At 68.8% G+C, this 17299-nt stretch carries 16 protein-coding genes; 1 reads left to right on the top strand and 15 read right to left on the bottom strand.

The window, feature by feature from the left end:
• Window positions 1–11 precede the first annotated feature (11 nt).
• The 9 genes from ACZ3HV_RS11965 to ACZ3HV_RS12005 all read right to left on the bottom strand — a co-directional run bounded on the left by ACZ3HV_RS11965 (window position 12) and on the right by ACZ3HV_RS12005 (window position 8882).
• Window positions 12–569 (bottom strand): GNAT family N-acetyltransferase, encoded by a 558-nt coding sequence (locus ACZ3HV_RS11965; protein WP_465683465.1) that lies wholly within the window; start codon window positions 567–569, stop codon window positions 12–14.
• A complete protein-coding gene (locus ACZ3HV_RS11970; RefSeq protein ID WP_465683467.1) occupies window positions 566–1828 on the bottom strand; it encodes an ROK family transcriptional regulator in 1263 nt (420 codons plus the stop codon). Before ACZ3HV_RS11970 ends, ACZ3HV_RS11965 begins: the two co-directional genes overlap by 4 nt.
• A 56-nt stretch (window positions 1829–1884) precedes the next feature.
• Window positions 1885–3138 (bottom strand): enolase C-terminal domain-like protein, encoded by a 1254-nt coding sequence (locus ACZ3HV_RS11975; RefSeq protein WP_360378454.1) that lies wholly within the window; start codon window positions 3136–3138, stop codon window positions 1885–1887.
• Window positions 3139–4014 carry an NAD-dependent epimerase/dehydratase family protein gene (locus ACZ3HV_RS11980; RefSeq protein ID WP_465683470.1) on the bottom strand — a complete coding sequence of 292 codons (876 nt, stop codon included), beginning with the start codon at window positions 4012–4014 and terminating at the stop codon, window positions 3139–3141.
• Window positions 4011–4904: a carbohydrate ABC transporter permease gene (locus ACZ3HV_RS11985; RefSeq protein ID WP_465683472.1), complete on the bottom strand. Its 894-nt coding sequence runs from the start codon at window positions 4902–4904 to the stop codon at window positions 4011–4013. Before ACZ3HV_RS11985 ends, ACZ3HV_RS11980 begins: the two co-directional genes overlap by 4 nt.
• Window positions 4901–5827 (bottom strand): carbohydrate ABC transporter permease, encoded by a 927-nt coding sequence (locus tag ACZ3HV_RS11990; protein ID WP_465683474.1) that lies wholly within the window; start codon window positions 5825–5827, stop codon window positions 4901–4903. Before ACZ3HV_RS11990 ends, ACZ3HV_RS11985 begins: the two co-directional genes overlap by 4 nt.
• 3 nt (window positions 5828–5830) lie before the next feature.
• Window positions 5831–7213 carry an ABC transporter substrate-binding protein gene (locus tag ACZ3HV_RS11995; RefSeq protein ID WP_465683477.1) on the bottom strand — a complete coding sequence of 461 codons (1383 nt, stop codon included), beginning with the start codon at window positions 7211–7213 and terminating at the stop codon, window positions 5831–5833.
• 200 nt (window positions 7214–7413) lie between these two features.
• Complete coding sequence (locus ACZ3HV_RS12000) at window positions 7414–8232, bottom strand: sulfurtransferase (protein ID WP_465683479.1); 819 nt, start codon at window positions 8230–8232, stop codon at window positions 7414–7416.
• Complete coding sequence (locus ACZ3HV_RS12005; protein ID WP_360378470.1) at window positions 8229–8882, bottom strand: thymidine kinase; 654 nt, start codon at window positions 8880–8882, stop codon at window positions 8229–8231. The genes ACZ3HV_RS12000 and ACZ3HV_RS12005 overlap by 4 nt, the downstream gene beginning before the upstream one ends.
• A 99-nt stretch (window positions 8883–8981) precedes the next feature.
• Here ACZ3HV_RS12005 and ACZ3HV_RS12010 point away from each other — a divergent pair, with 99 nt between their 5' ends.
• Entirely contained in the window at window positions 8982–10637 is a 1656-nt protein-coding gene (locus ACZ3HV_RS12010; protein WP_465683481.1) for a S8 family peptidase, read from the top strand.
• Window positions 10638–10644: 7 nt separating this feature from the next.
• Here ACZ3HV_RS12010 and ACZ3HV_RS12015 read toward each other — a convergent pair whose 3' ends face one another.
• The 6 genes from ACZ3HV_RS12015 to ACZ3HV_RS12040 form a co-directional block, all read right to left on the bottom strand.
• Window positions 10645–11853 (bottom strand): amidohydrolase, encoded by a 1209-nt coding sequence (locus tag ACZ3HV_RS12015; protein ID WP_465683483.1) that lies wholly within the window; start codon window positions 11851–11853, stop codon window positions 10645–10647.
• Window positions 11854–11889: 36 nt separating this feature from the next.
• Window positions 11890–13020 (bottom strand): alkaline phosphatase family protein, encoded by a 1131-nt coding sequence (locus ACZ3HV_RS12020; protein ID WP_465683485.1) that lies wholly within the window; start codon window positions 13018–13020, stop codon window positions 11890–11892.
• Between the two features lie 5 nt (window positions 13021–13025).
• Window positions 13026–13637: a DUF5998 family protein gene (locus tag ACZ3HV_RS12025; protein ID WP_465683487.1), complete on the bottom strand. Its 612-nt coding sequence runs from the start codon at window positions 13635–13637 to the stop codon at window positions 13026–13028.
• Between the two features lie 58 nt (window positions 13638–13695).
• The gene (locus ACZ3HV_RS12030; RefSeq protein WP_465683489.1) at window positions 13696–15345 is read right to left on the bottom strand and encodes an FtsX-like permease family protein; all 1650 of its coding nucleotides are present in this window, start codon (window positions 15343–15345) and stop codon (window positions 13696–13698) included.
• A complete protein-coding gene (locus ACZ3HV_RS12035) occupies window positions 15342–16106 on the bottom strand; it encodes an ABC transporter ATP-binding protein (RefSeq protein ID WP_465683491.1) in 765 nt (254 codons plus the stop codon). The genes ACZ3HV_RS12030 and ACZ3HV_RS12035 overlap by 4 nt, the downstream gene beginning before the upstream one ends.
• A gap of 108 nt (window positions 16107–16214) precedes the next feature.
• The gene (locus ACZ3HV_RS12040; RefSeq protein ID WP_465683494.1) at window positions 16215–17270 is read right to left on the bottom strand and encodes a P1 family peptidase; all 1056 of its coding nucleotides are present in this window, start codon (window positions 17268–17270) and stop codon (window positions 16215–16217) included.
• Window positions 17271–17299: the final 29 nt, after the last annotated feature.

A 17299-nucleotide genomic window follows, 5' to 3' on the forward strand; every position in this document is an offset into this window, starting at 1 on the left:
GCCCGGCGCCGCTAGGCGCCGGGCTCGCGGTTGTTGAGGATCCGCTGGTAGAGGTTGCAGTCCTGCCAGACGCCGCCGATGTGCAGGTACGTCGGGGCGAAGCCGATCTGGTCAAAGCCGGTGCGCTGAAGGACGCGTTGCGACGCGACGTTGTTCGTCAGCGTGCTGGCCTCGATCCGGTGCAGCTTCAGTTCGCTGTCGGCGATCTGCGCGACCATGTCGACGGCGCGCGTGGCGAGGCCACGGCCGAGGGCTTCGACGGCGAGCCAGTACCCCAGACTCGCGCTGCGGAACGGACCGGGCACCACATCCTGCAGGGTGAAGGCCCCAACGACGCGGTCGTCCTCGATCAGCAGCCACGGCACGACCAAGTCGTTCTTGTGGCGCTCGAGCGTGCTGGTCAGCTTCTCGAGCTGACCGGCCGGAGTGAACCAGTTCTCCGGGCGCTGGGGTTCCCACGGGCTGAGGTGATCCCAGCTGCGGGTGTAAGCGTCGGCCAGCGCGGGCGCGTCGTCGAGGGTGGCGATCCGGAGCCGGACTTCAGGTGTGAGCTGGCGCGGCGAAATCACTTCGGCAGCCTACGGGCCTGACTGGAGCCACTGACGCGAGGGGTGAAAGCGTCGTGGAATATCGTCGACGCGGCACCGACCGCGGCCGCGTCGGTCTGCAGCATCGACTCCTCGACTGCGACCGGACGGGTCTCCCGAGCGACCGGATGCGCGTTCACCGCGCGGCCGATCTCGGTCAGGACGATCTCCGAGATCTCCTTCCCGAACGCCGGCCCGCCGACCACCAACAGGTCGATGTCGAGCAGATCGACCAACCCCACGGCGCCCTGGCCGATCACCCGGGCGACCTGGGTGACCGCCTTGACGGCTGCATCGTCACCGTCGGCCGCCGCCTTGCAGACAGCCTTGTATCGCTTCGCCTCGTCGATCGCGCCCGGGTCGGTCTCGACGTACCCGAACTCGGCCGCGATCACCGGAAGCGACGCGGTCGGGTTGCACTCGGGCACCATCCGCGGGCCGTCCTCGGGTGACCACTCCCCCATCCCGAGCGCCGCGATCTGGCCGAACTCACCGGCGTTCGCAGTACCGCCACGGTAGATCGAGCCGTTCAGGATCAGGCCGCTGCCGACGCCCGTACCCAGGTACAGATAGGCGAAGTCGCGAGCGCGGGCCGAGCGGCCGATCCAGCGTTCCCCGAGGGCGGCCGCCGTACCGTCCTTCTCGACCAGGACCGGGTGGTTCAGCTTCTCCTGGAGGAGCTGACGGATCTTCAGACCGCGCCAGGCCGGCTGCAGCGGAAGCGCGAGCAGTGAGCCGTCCGCATCGATTGGCCCCGGTACGGCGACGCCGACGCCGAGCATCGAATCGAGGTCGACCTGGCTGATGCTGAGCGCCGCGGTCACCGTCGCGGCGGTCAGATCGACCAGCTTGTTCGCCTCCAGATCGTCGGCGAGGTCGACCGTCTCCCGGCGCACGATTGTGCCGTCGAGGTCGACCACCGCGACGGTGAGCAGCTCGGGGTCGATGTGGATGCCGACCGCGTGCGCGGCGTTCGAGCGCAGCCGGACCGGAGTGCGCGGCTTGCCGAGCCGTTCGGCGCGCTCCTGCGCCTCCTCCACCAGCAGCCCCTGCTGCAGGAGGATGCGCAGGATCCGTGACACCGATTGCTGGGTCAGGCCGGTCCGGCGGGAGATCTCGGTCCGGCTGATGATGCCGGCCAGCCGGATCGTCTCGATGATGACGGCCTCGTTGAACGAGCCCAGGTCGTACTGGTTCGCGCCCGCGCGCCGCAGCTCAGATTCCGCACCCGAGTCGTCCATCGCCACCTCCCCGTCAGTTCCCGATTAGCCGCGATCGTACTGCGCAGAACCCGTTGTCACGGTGCTTCGAGGGCCCCGTCGATGCGTCGTACGCCGGCTGCCCACTCGTCGTGTCCGGACAGTTGCGCGGGATAACGGGCGGCCGCCTCCAGGTCGATCTCGATGCCCCAGCCAGGAGCCTCGTTCGGCCGCAGCCAGCCGTCCTCGATCCGCAGCGCGCCGGGGAACACCTCGTAGGTCTCCTCGTTGTAGAGGTGACCCTCTTGGATGCCGAAGGCAACGGAACTGACGTCGAGCGCGACGTTCGCGGCCGCGCCGATCGGCGAGGTGTCGCCCGGCCCGTGCCACGCCGTGCGGACGCCGGAGATCTCGGCGAGGTCGGCGAGCTTCCGGGCCGGCGTCAGACCGCCGATGTCGGACACATGCGACCGGATGAAGTCCACACCGCCATCCCGGATCAGGCGCACGGCGTCACCGAAGGACGTGGTCAGCTCGCCGACGGCCAGCGGCACCGGCGACGCGGCCCGTACCTCGGGCAGCCGGTCCCACAGCTCGGGAGCCAGCACGTCCTCGAGGAAGAACAGCCGGTGCTGCTCCAGCGAACGGGCTAGCAGCACCGCTTCCTTCGGCGTGAGCCGTGAATGGACGTCGTGCAGCAGCTCGATGTTGTCCGGAAGCGCGTGCCGCGCCTCGGCGAACAGCTCCGGCGTGGTCCGCAGGTAGTCCCGCGCGGACCAGCCGTTGTGGTACGGCGCGTCCGGGTAGAGCGTCGGCACCCGCGGAGCGCCGTACCCCCCACCTCCTGGCGTCGACATCTGCAGCCGGATGTGCCGCCAACCTTGCGCGATCAGCTTCTGCGCGTGGTCGATCGTGTCCTCGATCGTCTGACCGCTGGCGTGGATGTAGGTGTCGGCGGCCGCGCGGACCTTGCCGCCGAGCAACTCGTACACCGGCATGCCGGCGCGCTTGCCGGCGATATCCCACAGCGCCTGGTCGATCCCGGAGATCGCGTTGTTCGTCACCGGTCCGCCCCGCCAGTAGCCGGAGAATCCGGCCAGCCGGGTCAGGTCGCCGATGTCCCCCGGGTAGCGGCCGACCAGCAGCCGGGCCAGGTGCTCGTCGACGAACGTCTGGACCGCCTTCCACCGCTGCGTGAACGTCGCGCACCCGAGCCCGTACAGGCCCGGTTCGGTGGTGTCGATCTTCACCACCACCAGCGGGATGCCTTGCGGCGCGGTGACGATCGCCTTGACCTCGCGGATCCGGACGTCGTCCCGGACGGGCCACGGCTGGTCGAAGTTCGAGGGCATTCACAGCTCCAAAGAAAGGGTAGGGAGGTCGAGCTCGTACTGGGCCTGGAAACCGAGCACGGTCCGGGCCGCGGTCAGGTCGATCGGGACCTCACGGCCGATGAACCGGCGCAACCGCGGCACGTCCGGCGCGAACGCATCCAGCAGTGCCTCGGTCTCGTACGGCGCCCGCGTGGTCCCGGCGGCGACGAAGAAGACATGGGCACCGGACAACGGCGCCGTCAGTCCCAGTTCGATCGCACGCGCCGAGTCTCGCAGGTCCAGGTAACTCCACGCCTCACGGAGTCCATCGAGTGGATCGCGGCGGGCGTGGTCGGCCTGGCGCTGCAGGATCTCGGTCGTGTTCACGTGCGGGAACCGGAACGCGACCACGTCGATCCCCCACCGGCGCCAGGCCATCCGGGCGGTGTTCTCGTCGTTCTGCTTGGACAGCGAGTACGGGTCGGCGACGTCGACCGGGATCTTCTCGTCCCACGGAAAGTACGCCGGCAGGATCTCGTGCGGGTTGAACGGGATCCCGGTCGCGTTGATGCTGCTCGCGACCACCGCCCGTTCGATGCCGAGGGCACCGGCCTGGTGGAGCACGTTGAACGTCGACACGACGTTGATCGAGTACACGTCGTACGGCGTCCCCGCCGAAGGGTGCGCGAGGGCCGCCAGGTGGACGACGGACTCGACACCCTCCAGCGCCCGGGCGACGTCGGTCTCGGACCGGGTGTCGCCGATCAGCACGCGGTCGGCCTTGAGGTCCGGGTGCTCGACGTTGGACAGCGCCGTCACCCGCGCCCCGAGCTCGGTCAGGTGCTGGACCGTGGCCAGCCCGATCCGTCCCGCCGCCCCCGTGACCAGCACCCGCCGGCCGTTCAGTTCACTCACTCCTTGATTCCTCCCGCCATCCCCACACCGCGCAGGAATTGTTTCTGGAACAACAAGAACAGCACTACAGGTATCAGAACCGCGAGGAACAGGGCGCTCATCTGCAGCGAGATCTCCGTGGTCTTCTGCACCCGCGGCAGGGCGACCGAGATCGGCTGCAGGCGCGGGTCGGGCAGCACGAGCAGCGGCCAGAGGTAGTCCTTCCACGAGCCGATCACGGTCAGTAGCGCGACGACGCCGACGATCGGCTTCGACAGCGGCAGGATCAGCGCCGTGAACAGCCGCAGGTTGTTCGCACCGTCGATCCGGGCGGCCTCGATCAGCTCGCGCGGGATCGAGTCGAAGTACCGCTTCATCACCAGGACGTTGAACGCGCCGGCCGCCGACGGCAGCCAGACCGCCCAGAACGTGTTCTGCAGGCTGATCCCGAGCAGCGGCATCTTCAGCACGGTCATGTACAGCGGGACCAGCGAGATGACACCGGGCAGGAACAGGGTCGCCAGCACGGCGCCGGTGACGATCGGTCCCCACTTCGGCCGCAGGATGCTCAGAACGAACGCTCCCGTCGTACAGACGAACAGCGTCGAGATCATCGAGCCGATCGCGATGAACGCAGTGTTGCCCAGGTACGCGCCGATCTGCACGCGGTTCCAGGCGTCGGGGATGTTCTTCAGCTGGATGCCCGACGGCCACAGCTGCATCGGGCCACTCAGGATGTCCTGGCTCGTGGAGACGCCGGACTTGAGCAGCCAGAGCAGCGGGCCGACGCCGGCGATCAGGACACCGATGAAGATCAGCACCTGGATCGCCGGCAGGCCATAGCGGACCGCGCCGCGCTGCCGGTCCTTGGTCGAGATGATTCCGCGCTCGTACGCAGTGTCACGGGTCATGTGGTGCTCCAGCGGCGAGTGACGAAGTGGTAGACGACCGACAGCACGCACAGCACCCCGGCGAGCAGCACGCTGAGCGCGGTCGCGGCGCCGAAGTCGCCGTTGATGAACGCGTACCGGTAGATCAGCAGCAGGATCGTCATCGTGGCGTTGTTCGGGCCGCCGCCGGTGAACAGGAACGGCTCGGTGAACACCTGGAACGTCCCGATCAGCTGCAGCAGCATCATGATCAGGATGATTCCGCGGATCTGCGGCAGCGTGACGTGCCAGACGCGGCTCCAGATTCCCGCGCCGTCCAGCTCGGCCGCCTCGTACAACTCCGTGCGTACGCCGGTCAGCGCCGCCAGGTAGATGATCGACGTGGCACCCGCGCCGGCCCAGGTCGCCTCGAGCACGATGGCCGGCATCGCCAGCGTCTGCGAGTTCAGCCAGGCGAACGGACCGATCCCGAACCAGCCGAGGATCGAGTTGAAGACGCCCGCACCACTCGGGTCGTAGAAGAACGTCCACAACAGGATCGCGGCCACCGGCGGTACGACGGCCGGCAGATAGGAGAACACGTTGTAGAGCCAGCCGGTCCGGCGCAGCTCACTGATGAACACGGCCAGGAACAACGGCACCGGGAACCCGAAGATGAGGGCCAGGAAAGCGAAGTACAGCGTGTTGAGCGCCGCCTGCGGGAGCTGCGGGTCGGTCAGCACATAACTGAAGTTCGACAGCCCGACCCACTCGGCGGGCAGGACCAGGTTGTTCTTCTGGAAGCTGAGCACCAGGCCGCGGACGATCGGGCCCCAGGAGAAGTACAGGAAGATCAGCACCAGGGGCAGGACGAAGAAGATGCTGCTGAGCCCGCCGGAGCGGTACCAGGTCGCGACGGACCTGGCACTGCTCCGGCTCTGCTTCGGCGTACGTAGCTGGAACATCGGCTACCGGGCCAGGCGTGCGTCGATCTTCGAAGCAGTGTCGCTCAGTAGCTTGTCGATATCCGCGTCCTTCTTCGTGAGCACCTGCTGGACCACCGGGTCGAGCAGCGAGTAGACCTCCTGGCCCTTGTTCGACGGCTCGGGCAGCAGCTTCAGCGAGGTGGTCGAGTCGATGTAGCCCTGGAACTGCTTGACCGGGACGTTCACGTACGGCTCACGCCACTTGTTGAACTGTTCGTACGTCTCCTGGCTCAGCGGGCTGATGCCGGGACGGCCGACGAAACCCTTGTCGGCGATCGTGGTCTTGGCGTCCTGGACCGCGACCGACTCGGTCGTGTACTTGTCGAACTGGTCGAACTTGATCCACTTCAGCGCGGCAACGACCTCGTTCTTGGTCGCCTTCGGGCTGATCATCTTCAGCGAGCCGCCGGTCAGCGTGCCGTACGGGCCACCGTCCTGCGGCAGCGCGCCCTCACCGAAGTCGGCGGGCTTCATGCCGAATTGCTTCACGCTCATGTCGTAGGCGTCCGGCGCCTGCAGGACCATGCCGATCTTGCCGGCCGCGAAGTCCTGGCGGACCTCCTCCTGGTTGTACAGGAACCGGCTGCCCATCGAGTTGTCGGTCCAGCGCATGTCCTTGAGCAGCTGTAGCGCCTTCTTGGTCGGCGCGTCGTTGAACGTGCTCTTCTTGCCGTCCGCACTCTCGACCGTGCCGCCCATGCTGTAGGTCATCGTGGTCAGCATCCAGCCACCGGTGTTGTTAGTGGTCAGCTGCGCGTACCCCGCCTTGCCAGTCTTCTCGTGGATCTGCTTCGCGTACTGACGGACCTCGTCCCAGGTCGTCGGCGGCTTGTCCGGGTCCAGGCCGGCCTGCGTGAACAGCGCCCGGTTGTAGGCGATGCCGACCGAGAAGACGTCGATCGGCACACCGTAGATCCGGCCGTTCGCGTCCTGGACGATCTTCAGGACGTTCGGGTTCAGGTCCTTGGTCAGGTCGACCAGCTTCAGCTCGTCGGTGATGTCCGGCAGCTGCTTGTTCGGGATCATGTTGGCCGGCTCGGTGAAGCTGATGTTCATCACGGTCGGCAGCGTGCCGCCGGCCACCTGGGCCTGGAAGGTCTGTGCCTGCCAGCTGGTCTCGGTCGACTTCACCGTGATGTTCGGGTTCTTCGCGGTGAAGTCGGCGATCTTCTGGTTGAACGCCTTCAGGTCGTTCGGTTTGTCGGGGGTCGGGCGGTCCCCGATCGTGATGGTGACCGGGGCGTTCTGGTCGATCTCGCCACCGGCGCCGGTGGACGACGAGGGCGTCGTACCCTTCGCGCAACCGGCCGCGAGCACCAGCCCGGCCACGCCCAGGGCGGCGCCCCACCTGCTCACTCTCGTCATCGGAACTCCTCAGGTTTCCGGATGCCGCCGATGTGCTCTGAGCCACACACCGGCCAGGTCCCGAGTAAGTTAAACCAAGCGTGTTACTAATTCAATGCCTAGAAGGGTGTCAATTGCTGCAGCGGTTTCGCTCAGGCGTTGAGGTCGCCCATCGGCATGAACTTCGGCGGCCGTACAGCTGCGCGACGTGGTTGCCGTCCCTAGTTTGTCCCGGTGGTTACTGGGCGGGTGGGGTCGGTGATCCATTCGGACCAGGAGCCTATGTACACGGTGACGGGGAGGTTGGCGATCTCCAGGGCCAGGGCTTCGTGGGCGGCGGTGACGCCGGAGCCGCAGTAGACGCCGACCTCGGTGGTGTTGTCGACGCCGAGCTTCTCGAAGCGTTCGCGGAGGTCGGCGGCGGGGAGGAAGTGGCCGGTTTCGTCGACGTTCGCGGTGGTGGGGGCGTTGGTGGCGCCGGGGATGTGGCCGGCCACCGGGTCCATCGGTTCGACCTCGCCGGCGAAGCGTTCGGGGGCTCGGGCGTCCAGGAGTACGCCGGACGCCGCGACAGCAGCCGCGCCTTCGGCGTCGAGCATGGGGATATGGCCGGGCGTCGCGGTGAAGGTTCCTGCCGCATCGGCCGGGACCTCAGTGCTGACCTCTCCACCAGCCGCCTGCCACGCAGCCAGCCCACCGTCGAGGACGCGTACGTCGGCCACCCCGAAGTACCGGAAGATCCACCAGGCACGTGCCGCGGCCATCGAGTTCGCGGCATCGTAAACAACCACCACACTGCCTTCGGAAACCCCGGCCCGGCGAAAGGTGGCCGTTACGGTGGTTGCGGTGGGCAACGGGTGGCGGCCGGGGCCGGGTGGGGCGGCCAGTTCGGTGTCGAGGTCGACGAAGTGGGCTCCGGGGAGGTGGCCGGCGGCGTACGCCTCCCGACCGGCCGGACCGGCCAGGTTCCAGGTGACGTCGATCAGCACCGGCGGCGTAGCCAGCGCGCGCAGTTCCTCGACGGTGATGAGTGGACTCATGACGCAGCTCCTCCGAACGGCAGGACCTCGGGTGAGAGGGTGGCGCGAGCTCGGGCCTGGGTGAGGCGGCGGCGGTGGTGCCGGCGGCAGAGGACCTCGTACGCGGGCTCGTGGTCCCGTGTCTCCATGTCACCCACCACCAGCTGCTCGCCCTCGGTCACCATCTCCCCACCGATCGTACGGGCGTTGTGCGTGGCCCGTTCACCGCACCAGCACAGCGCCTCGACCTGGAGCAATTCCATCCGGTCCGCGAGCTCGACCAACCGGGCCGAACCGGGGAACAACGTGGCCCGGAAGTCGGTCAGGATGCCGAAGCAGAAGACATCGATCTGCAGTTCGTCGACCAGCCGGGCGAGCTGCTCGATCTGCAGCGGGCTGTAGAACTGCGCCTCGTCGCAGACCACGTAATCGATCCGCCCGCCGTGCGTGAGCTCACCGACGACGTAGTCCCAGAAGTCGAACTCCGACCGCACCTCGACCGCCGAGGCCGCGAGCCCGAGCCGGGACGAGAGCACCGACTCACCGGCCCGGTCGTGGCTGGTGAAGATCCGCCCGAGTCGCCCTCTCGCCTTGTGGTTGTGATCCATCTGGAGTGCCAGCGTCGACTTGCCGCAGTCCATGGTCCCGGTGAAGTAGAGCAGGTCAGCCACGGGCGCACATCCTGCCAAGTCAGCGGTCCACGCCGCACTTCGGGGTGTGTCGCAGGGGGTCGGCTTGGGTTCTGGGCCCTCGGGCGGTTTGAATGGAACGTGCGCAAAGCTCTGCTCCTGTTCCTCGCGGCGTGTCTGACCGTTGTCAGCGGCACCGCCACCGCAATCGTGCCGGCCGCGGCGACGCCGGTCCGGGCCGAGGCCGGGCTCCGCGCGTACTTCGTTATCACCGAGCCGAACCAGACCGGCAAGGTCACCGGTGCGATCACCTCCAACGGTGGCACCGTCTATGCGACGTACGACGCCATCGGCGTGATCGTGGCCCACTCGACGGCCACCGACTTCGCCACCAAGATGCGCAGCGTCGACGGCGTTCAGAAGACCGGCGCCACCCGCACCTCGGACCTGCCGGCCGACGCCACCAACCCGGCCATCCCGCCGGCGGTTCCCGAGACGGCCACCAGCACGCCGGAGATGGACCGCGGCGACATGACCCAGATCGGTGCGGACCGCGCCTGGGTGCGGAACCGGGGCTCGAAGAGCGTCACCGTCGGCGTGCTCGACACCGGCGTCGATGACCAGCACCCGGACCTGAAGGCGAACTTCGACACCACCAAGTCGGCGTCGTGTGCCTACGGTAAGGCCGACACCCGGCCCGGCGCGTGGCGGCCGGTCGGCGAGCACGGTACGCACGTGGCCGGCACGATCGCCGCGGCCCGGAACGGCGTCGGCATGATCGGCGTCGCGCCCGGCGTGAAGGTGTCGTCGATCCGGGTCGCCGAGGCCGGCAGTCAGCTGTTCTTCCCGGAGAACACGGTCTGCGCGTTCATGTTCGCCGCCGACAAGGGCGTCTCGGTCACCAACAACAGCTATTACGTCGACCCGTGGCTGTTCCTCTGCCCGTCGGACCAGGACCAGGACGCGATCGCCGAGGCGGTCCGTCGCGCGGTCAACTACTCCGACGCCAAGGGTGTCGTGAACGTCGCCGCGGCCGGCAACGAGGACTACAACCTGGCCGTGAAGTCCAACGACGTCTCCAGCCCGAACGACTCGACCGCGGAACCGCGGAACGTGACCGACGACTGCATCAGCCTGCCGACCGAACTGCCGAACGTGGTCGTGGTGGCCTCCGTCGACCCGAGCGGCCTGAAGTCGCAGTTCTCGAACTTCGGTGAGAACAAGATCAACCTGGCCGCGCCGGGTGAGGACGTCTACTCGACCGTCCCCGGTGGCGGGTACAAGCTCCTCGAGGGTACGTCGATGGCCTCGCCGCACGTCGCGGGTGTCGCGGCGCTGCTGCGAAGTGTGGATCCGAAGCTGACCCCTGCGCAGGTACGCGCCCGGCTCGCTGAGCAGGCCAACGATCTGGCCTGCCCGGCCGGTTCGTCCGGCGAGTGCATCGGCACCGCCGGGAACAACTCCTTCTACGGCGAAGGCATGGTCGACGCGGCCGAAGCGGTCGGCGCCGCGGCCGCGCAGCCGCAGGGCCCGATCTCGATCACCGAACCGGGCGAGCAGCTCGCGTTCGGCGGGATCCCGGCGATTCCGCTGCTGATGAAGGGAACCGGCGGCACCGGCGAGATCAGCTACACCGCCGTCGGCCTACCGCCGGGGCTGAGCATCGATGCCGAACGCGGCTGGATCACCGGCGTCGTCACCCCTGGCTCCGGGCGGTACAAGGTGACGGTGACCGCGCGGGACGGCGAGGCCAAGACGGCCCACACCAGCTTCTTCTGGGACGTCTGGAGCTTCTGAGCCCGACTCAACCGAGCCAGTGGCGGGCCGCCGCGGCGAGTGCCGCTACGCCGACTTCGATGGTCGGGCTGGGGACCGGGTGGTAGTGCGGCGAGTGGTTGGACGGGAGGTCGGCGACCACCGCGGCGATCTGCTCCATCGACGCGGCGCCGGCGAAGTCCGCCGGGTCGGCCCCACCGAGCAGCCAGAAGACGATGGGTGCGCCGGCGGCTTGGGCGAGCACGCCGACATCTTCGCTTCCGGTCACCGGCCCGGGCGTGACCACACGTTCGGTGCCGACGACGGACACCAGCGCCTCCAGGGTGCGTTCGGCGGCGGCGGGATCGTTGATCAGGGCGGGCGCGGCCTCACTGCGCTCGATGGTCGGTGGCCGCGGAGCCCCGGCAGTCTGGGCTTCACCGGCCACGATGCGCTCGATCGCCCCCAGGACCCGGGTGCGAACCTGTTCGGAGTAGGTCCGGACGCTGAGCAGCAGCTCGGCGTGATCGGGGATGATGTTGGCCTTCGTCCCGGCGTTGAGCGCGCCGACCGTCACCACGGCGGTGTCGCCGCCGGCCACCTCCCGCGAGACCACCGTCTGCAGCCGCAGCGTGGTCGCGGCGGCGAGAACGACCGGGTCGACGGTCGCTTCGGGGCGGGAGCCGTGACCGCCGCGGCCGAACAGGGTGACGCGGAGCGAGTCGTTCGACGCGAAGGCCGGGCCGGGTTGCAGCCCCAGCACGCCCGCCGGAATCGGGGCCACGTGCTGACCGAGAACGATGTCGGGCTTCGGCACCTTCTGGTACAAGCCGTCGTCGATCATGCCCTGAGCGCCGGACGCGGTCTCCTCGGCCGGTTGGAACACCACGACCAGGGTCCCGTGCCACTCGTCCCGTGCGGCGGCCAACTCGACGGCCGCGCCGAGCAGGCAGGTGACGTGCATGTCGTGGCCGCAGGCGTGCATGACCCCGTCGACAGTGCTCGCATACGCCAGCCCGGTCTCTTCGGCAACCGGCAAGGCGTCCATGTCGGCACGCAGCAACACCGTCGGTCCGTCACCGTGACTCAGCACTCCGACGACACCGGTACGACCGACGCCCTCGGACACCTCGAAGCCGAGCTCTCGCAACCACTCCGCGGCGATTCCCGCCGTACGGCGTTCTTCGCCCGACAGCTCCGGATGGGCGTGCAGATCCTCGTAGGTGGTTCTCAACCGCGCCTGCAACGTCGCATCCATGTCGGCACTGTAGACACTTCGGCCGGGGTCGACACCCTAGACACTTCGGCCGGCGTCGATGAGAAGCGGGATCGCCATCTCGTCGTCGGTGAGCGAGCCGTGCTGGCCGATCAGCCCGGCCTCCTGCGGATACCGGCGGCTCGCGACGAGCCCGACCGGCCCGAGCGCGGCGACGATGACATCGCCCAGCCTCGGCGAGACCCGCTCCTCGACGGGACCGAACCATCCACGGGCGACCGCCTCCTCCCGGCTGAGCACGAGTGCCTTGTCCCCCAGCCGCTCCTCGTACGTCGCGATCACGTCGGCGTCCGCGCCCTCGACGCAGTACAGATGCCTGAACCGTGACTCGCCTCCGATGAGTCGCAGGCCCTCGGTCAGCGGCGGCTCGGCGTCCAGGTCGATGCGGTACTCCGGCGCCACGTCGACCATCCCGTGGTCGGCGACGACGAGCAGTACGGCGTCGCGCGGCAAGGCGGACCGAACTTGCTGCGCGAAGGTGTCGGCCGCGGCCAGCTCCTTCTGCCACTGCCACGACTCACAGCCCTGCTGATGACCGATGTAGTCCAGCTGCGAGTCATAGACGTACACCAACGACGAACTGCCTTCCCGGCTCGCGAACCGCGTCGCGTCCAGCCGATCCTCGACGGTGTCCGCACCCCGGTGCTTGCTCCCGCGGAACGCTGCCGCCGTGAGGCCGGACGAGTCGAACCGTGCCTTGCTCACGTTGCGCGTGGCAACACCGGCAGCGGCAACTCGATCGAAGACTGTTGCGTACGGCTGCCAGCGACGCGGATCGACCGGAGCGTCCCAGGACAGAGCGTTCAGCAGCGCACCGCTCTCCGGCACGATCGACGTGTAACCGACGATGCCGTGCGCACCAGGCGGCAGCCCGGTCCCGAGGCTGGTGAGACTCACCGCGGTGGTCGACGGCACGCCGGCGGTCAGACTGCGACCGGCCGGCATCAGCGACGACAGGTACGGCGCGACGTCCGCGTGCCGCTTCAGCAGGTTCCAACCGAGTCCGTCCAGCAGCAGTACGGCGTACCGCGGAGCCGATGGTAGTCCGAGGCCGTTGTGCTCGCCGGGGACCGACAGGGCGCCGGCGACCGACGGGAGCACGTCGGCGAGCGATCCGCCGCCGTACTGCGGAGCTACCGGCACGATCACGGCGTTTACCTACTGGTCGCGAACGACAGGGCCTGCGCGAAGTCGAGCACCTGCTGGATCCCGGCCGGACCGTCCGCGGCGGCGCTGATCCGCAGCGAGATGTCGTCGGCAGCCACGGACCCGGTGTAGCCGTGGTCGGCCTCGCAGTTCGGGTCTGCGCAGACGGCCGGCTCGAGGTCGATCCGATTCACCATGCCCCAGCCGATGGTCAGCACGACCTCACCGCTGCCGGCCACCGCCGGGTCGGCCTTGCCGGAGGCGTAGCCTGCCGGGTTGGGAACCACGCGGTTCACGACCACCGCGTTCACCCGGTTCAGCGGGATCGCCTCGGTCGAGGTCGACGCGTACGGCGCGCGGATCAGTTCGTCGGCGGCGTGCTCGTCGGTGTGCCCGACGATCAGCCGGGTCGGGGTCAGCGCCAGGATCGTGATGTGCCGCCGGACCTCGTCACGGTCGAACGTCGGTTCGTGCTGCAGGACGAACGCGCGGATCGGTTCGCTCGCGATCGCGACCGCGAGCGAATCCGTCACGACATCGGGGTAGTAGCCACACCGGTCGATCGCCTCGCGCAGGGCAGCGGACGCGTCCGCGAGTTCCGGGGCATTCAGGTCACGCATGCCCACATCCTTGCACGGACCCGGATCGGTGCGTTTTCACCTTGTGGACAACCGCGGCTCAGTTCGCACTGGCCTTCCGCAGCACCGGCGCGCCCGCGGTGCCCGCCGCCGCGACGAGGACGAGCCCGATGACCACCTGCCCGATCAGCAGCAGTACGCCGGAGTTCCCCTGCGTGATGATCTTTCCGCCGCTCAGCGCCAGCCCGGACAGCGCACCGAACCCGACCACCGGCAGTCCGACGCCGATCACGGGTACGACGGCCGCGAGCCGCGACGACCGCTCGATGACACGCAACGGCACACCAGACCGCCGCAACGCCCGCGCCGGAGACGCCTGGTCCAGCGCCGTACCGACAGCACCGGCAGCGGTCGACGCAGCCACGGTCAGGAAGACCAGAGTCATCAGCAACGCCACACCGATGCGCAGATCGTGGAACGTCGAGTCGTCCTCTCCCGAAGGCATGAACACCGAGATGAACCCAGTGACAAACCCACTCAGCACCAGCGCCGCGACTGGGCGGAACGCGGCCTTCGGGTCGTCCGCCAGCCGCCGGCCGGCCAGCAACGCCACCGGACCGTTGGCCAGGTTCGCCATCGTCTTGCCGATCACCTGCACCGCCCACGGCCCGATCACCCGTACGGCGAGTGCAGCGAAGCCAACACCGATCAGCAAGGGGATAACAGCAGCCTGCATCCCGTAGTACGCCAGAACGACCGGACCGATCAGCAACAGTCCCAGCCGGACCGCGCTGGTCGCCTTCCGGGTCTGACCGCGTACGACGCCCAGCGGGGTGATGCTGACCCGACCGAGCCCGATCAGTGCGCTCACGACCGACAGGACCGGCACGGCAGCGAGTACGACGAGCACGTTCCACCAGCTCGCGGTGATGTCGTGCACGTACCAGCGTCCCCCGCCCAGCGGGATGCGTGCGATCAGCGGACTCAGCAACGTGTAGCCGACCAGACCGATGACTGCACCGGCCAGACCGAGCACCGCCTGCTCCACGGCACTCAGCCAGAGCACCTGCGTCCTGGTGGCTCCAGCGAGGCGCAGTGCGGCCAGCCGATGTTCACGACGCTTCGCAGCGACGCCGGCGGCCTGCCCGACCAGACTCAGGATCGGGAACAGTACGAGCGTGATGCCGAAGGCCACTGCGATCAGCAGGCCCAGCATCCGGCTGTCCCAGACATCCTCGTTCCAACTGCTGACGTACTGCGGATGGTCGTCGGGTCGGAGTGACTCGACCCCACGGATGACTACGAACTCCTCCGGCGAGGACAAGCCCTTGTCCGTGATCACACCTGTCGGCCGCTCGACGCCGTACTGCTTCGAGAGGCTGGACCAATGCTTGGCAGCCTCAGGAGAGACGAAGACCTCGCCGGGCTTCGGCGTGTGGTCGAGTCCGGGCGGTGGTGGCGACTGGTTGTCGCGCAAGGTGGCCAGGTCGATCTGGAGCATCGGCAAGCCGGCGACCTTCTCGTCGTCGGTCTGGTCGATGGCACCGATCGCCGTCGCCGGGTCGGCCCGGTCGGCACTGCGCCAGCCGATCCGGTCGGAGCGATGAGCCAGGCCGAGCGAGCCTGCAATCAGGAAGGTGACGAGCAGTGCGACGACCGCGGTCGCGCCGAGGGCCGCGAGGTTGGCTGCCCGGCCGCCGGGACCCGGCCGGCGCACGAACCGCACGCCGAGATCAGTCATCGGATTCATCGACCAGTCCCCCAGCCGAGATCGTTCACCGGCTGACCGCCCGGCCCGACGGTGGACTCGTGGCCCGCCGCCCCGGGCGTCTCGCTGACCCGGCCGTCGACGATGCGGAGGACCCGGTGGCAGCGGGCGGCGACGGCGTTGTCGTGGGTGACGACCACCACCGCGGCGCCGCGATGCGTGGCGGCCCCGACGAGCAGGTCGATCACCTGGGAACCAGTGGCCGCGTCGAGAGCACCAGTGGGTTCGTCCGCGAAGACCGCCTGCGGCTCGCCCACCAGCGCGCGGGCGATCGCGACCCGCTGCGCCTGACCACCTGACAATTCGCCAGGGCGGCGCCCGGCTTCGGCGGCCAGCCCGACCTGGGCGAGCATCATCCGGGCCCGGCCGATCGCGTCCCGCCGGCTCAACCCGTCCACCATCAGCGGCAGGGCCACGTTCTCGTCGGCGGGGAGCTCGGCGAGCAACTGATTGTCCTGGAAGACGAAGCCGAGCCGGCGCCGGCGCAGTACGGTGCGGGCGGCGTCGTTCAGCTGGTCGACGCGTTCGCCGCCCAGCCACACCTCGCCCTGGTCCGGCGTGAGGATGCCGGCCAGGACGTGCAGCAAGGTGGTCTTGCCGTTGCCGCTCGGGCCCATGACCGCGAGCGCCTCTCCGGAACGGACTGCGACATCCACTCCGGCCAGGCCGACGACTTCGCCGTAGTACTTGACCAGGCCGTGACCGCTGAGGACGACCTGTGGTTGGGGACTCTGGAAGCTCATACCGCAGAGCCTGTCGCGATCGGCGCTCCCGATCGTCGGCCCGCGGACCGGTCTTGCCGTCGTCTTCCGGCGCTTTTCGGCGACCGCGCGTACGACTGGGGTCGTAGGTCAGTCGGTCCGGAAGGCCGACGGATACGCGTCGCGGTAGCTGGGGATGGCGCCGGCCGGGGTCTCCACCGACTCAGCGTTGAGGATCGCGTGCACAATCGCCCGGGACAGCGTCCGGGCGCCGGCCGCGTAGACAGTCTCCAACTGGCCGATCGCGGTCGGATCGGTGACGCTCAGCCGCAGCCGGTCGTCGTCGGCCGTCCGGGTCGACAGCGCGAAGATGCTGTCGCCGTCGACCAGCGTGTGGATCGGGTCGATGGCCCGGGCCAGCCCGTCGTGCGCGATCATCGCCATCCGCTTCGTCGCCGCCTTGTCCAGCGGTACGTCGGTCGCGAGCACAGCGATCACGGTGTTCATCGGGGGGCCGGGGATCAGGTTGCGTCCAGGTGCGGCAGGCGGCGGTGGCTCGACCGGTGTGCGGAGGTGGGCGAACTCGTCGCCGAGGCCGTAGCGGGCGCCGTACAGGTTGCCGTCGGCGTCGACCGTCGAGCCGGCCGCGTTCACGATCACCAGCGCGCCGACCGTCGTATCGTCGTCCAGCCGGACGCTGGCCGAGCCGACACCACCCTTGAGCGACCTGGCCCTGGCCCCGGCGCCGGCCCCATGGTTGCCTAAGGCAACCGGGCCGTCGGAGGCGGCCGCGATGGCGTCGGCGCCCCAGGACGACTCCGGCCGGGCGCGGAAGTCGCCGCCGCGGCCGAGGTCGAAGATCACCGCGGTCGGGACGATCGGGACCACGTCGTGGTCGCGCTGGCCGACCCGCACGCCCTGGCCGCGTTCTTCGAGCCAGCGCATCACACTGCCGGCGGTGTCCAGCCCGTACGCGCTGCCGCCGGTCAGCACGATCGCGTTCACTCCGGAGTTCGAGTTGACCGGATCGAGGAGGTCCGTCTCGCGGGTGCCGGGTGCACCACCGCGGACATCGACACCGGCTATGGCGGTGGCCGGCACGTGGACGACCGTCGTACCCGTCAGGTACGGCGCGTCGACGCGCTCGACCTGACCGACCAGCACGCCAGGGACATCGGTGATCGCGTTGTGCGGACCAGGCTCCATGCGTCAGATCCTGTCATGCGGACCGAAAT

The sequence above is a fragment of the Kribbella sp. NPDC020701 genome (assembly GCF_055562215.1).

Excerpts from the sequence above, each read along its gene's own strand:
- ACZ3HV_RS12015 (WP_465683483.1), bottom strand. The coding sequence starts at position 11,853 with ATGGATGCGACGTTGCAGGCGCGGTTGAGAACCACCTACGAGGATCTG.
- ACZ3HV_RS12035 (WP_465683491.1), bottom strand. The coding sequence starts at position 16,106 with ATGAGCTTCCAGAGTCCCCAACCACAGGTCGTCCTCAGCGGTCACGGC.
- ACZ3HV_RS12030 (WP_465683489.1), bottom strand. The coding sequence starts at position 15,345 with ATGAATCCGATGACTGATCTCGGCGTGCGGTTCGTGCGCCGGCCGGGT.
- ACZ3HV_RS11985 (WP_465683472.1), bottom strand. The coding sequence starts at position 4,904 with ATGACCCGTGACACTGCGTACGAGCGCGGAATCATCTCGACCAAGGAC.
- ACZ3HV_RS11970 (WP_465683467.1), bottom strand. The coding sequence starts at position 1,828 with ATGGACGACTCGGGTGCGGAATCTGAGCTGCGGCGCGCGGGCGCGAAC.
- ACZ3HV_RS11990 (WP_465683474.1), bottom strand. The coding sequence starts at position 5,827 with ATGTTCCAGCTACGTACGCCGAAGCAGAGCCGGAGCAGTGCCAGGTCC.
- ACZ3HV_RS12025 (WP_465683487.1), bottom strand. The coding sequence starts at position 13,637 with ATGCGTGACCTGAATGCCCCGGAACTCGCGGACGCGTCCGCTGCCCTG.
- ACZ3HV_RS11975 (WP_360378454.1), bottom strand. The coding sequence starts at position 3,138 with ATGCCCTCGAACTTCGACCAGCCGTGGCCCGTCCGGGACGACGTCCGG.
- ACZ3HV_RS12040 (WP_465683494.1), bottom strand. The coding sequence starts at position 17,270 with ATGGAGCCTGGTCCGCACAACGCGATCACCGATGTCCCTGGCGTGCTG.
- ACZ3HV_RS11995 (WP_465683477.1), bottom strand. The coding sequence starts at position 7,213 with ATGACGAGAGTGAGCAGGTGGGGCGCCGCCCTGGGCGTGGCCGGGCTG.
- ACZ3HV_RS12000 (WP_465683479.1), bottom strand. The coding sequence starts at position 8,232 with ATGAGTCCACTCATCACCGTCGAGGAACTGCGCGCGCTGGCTACGCCG.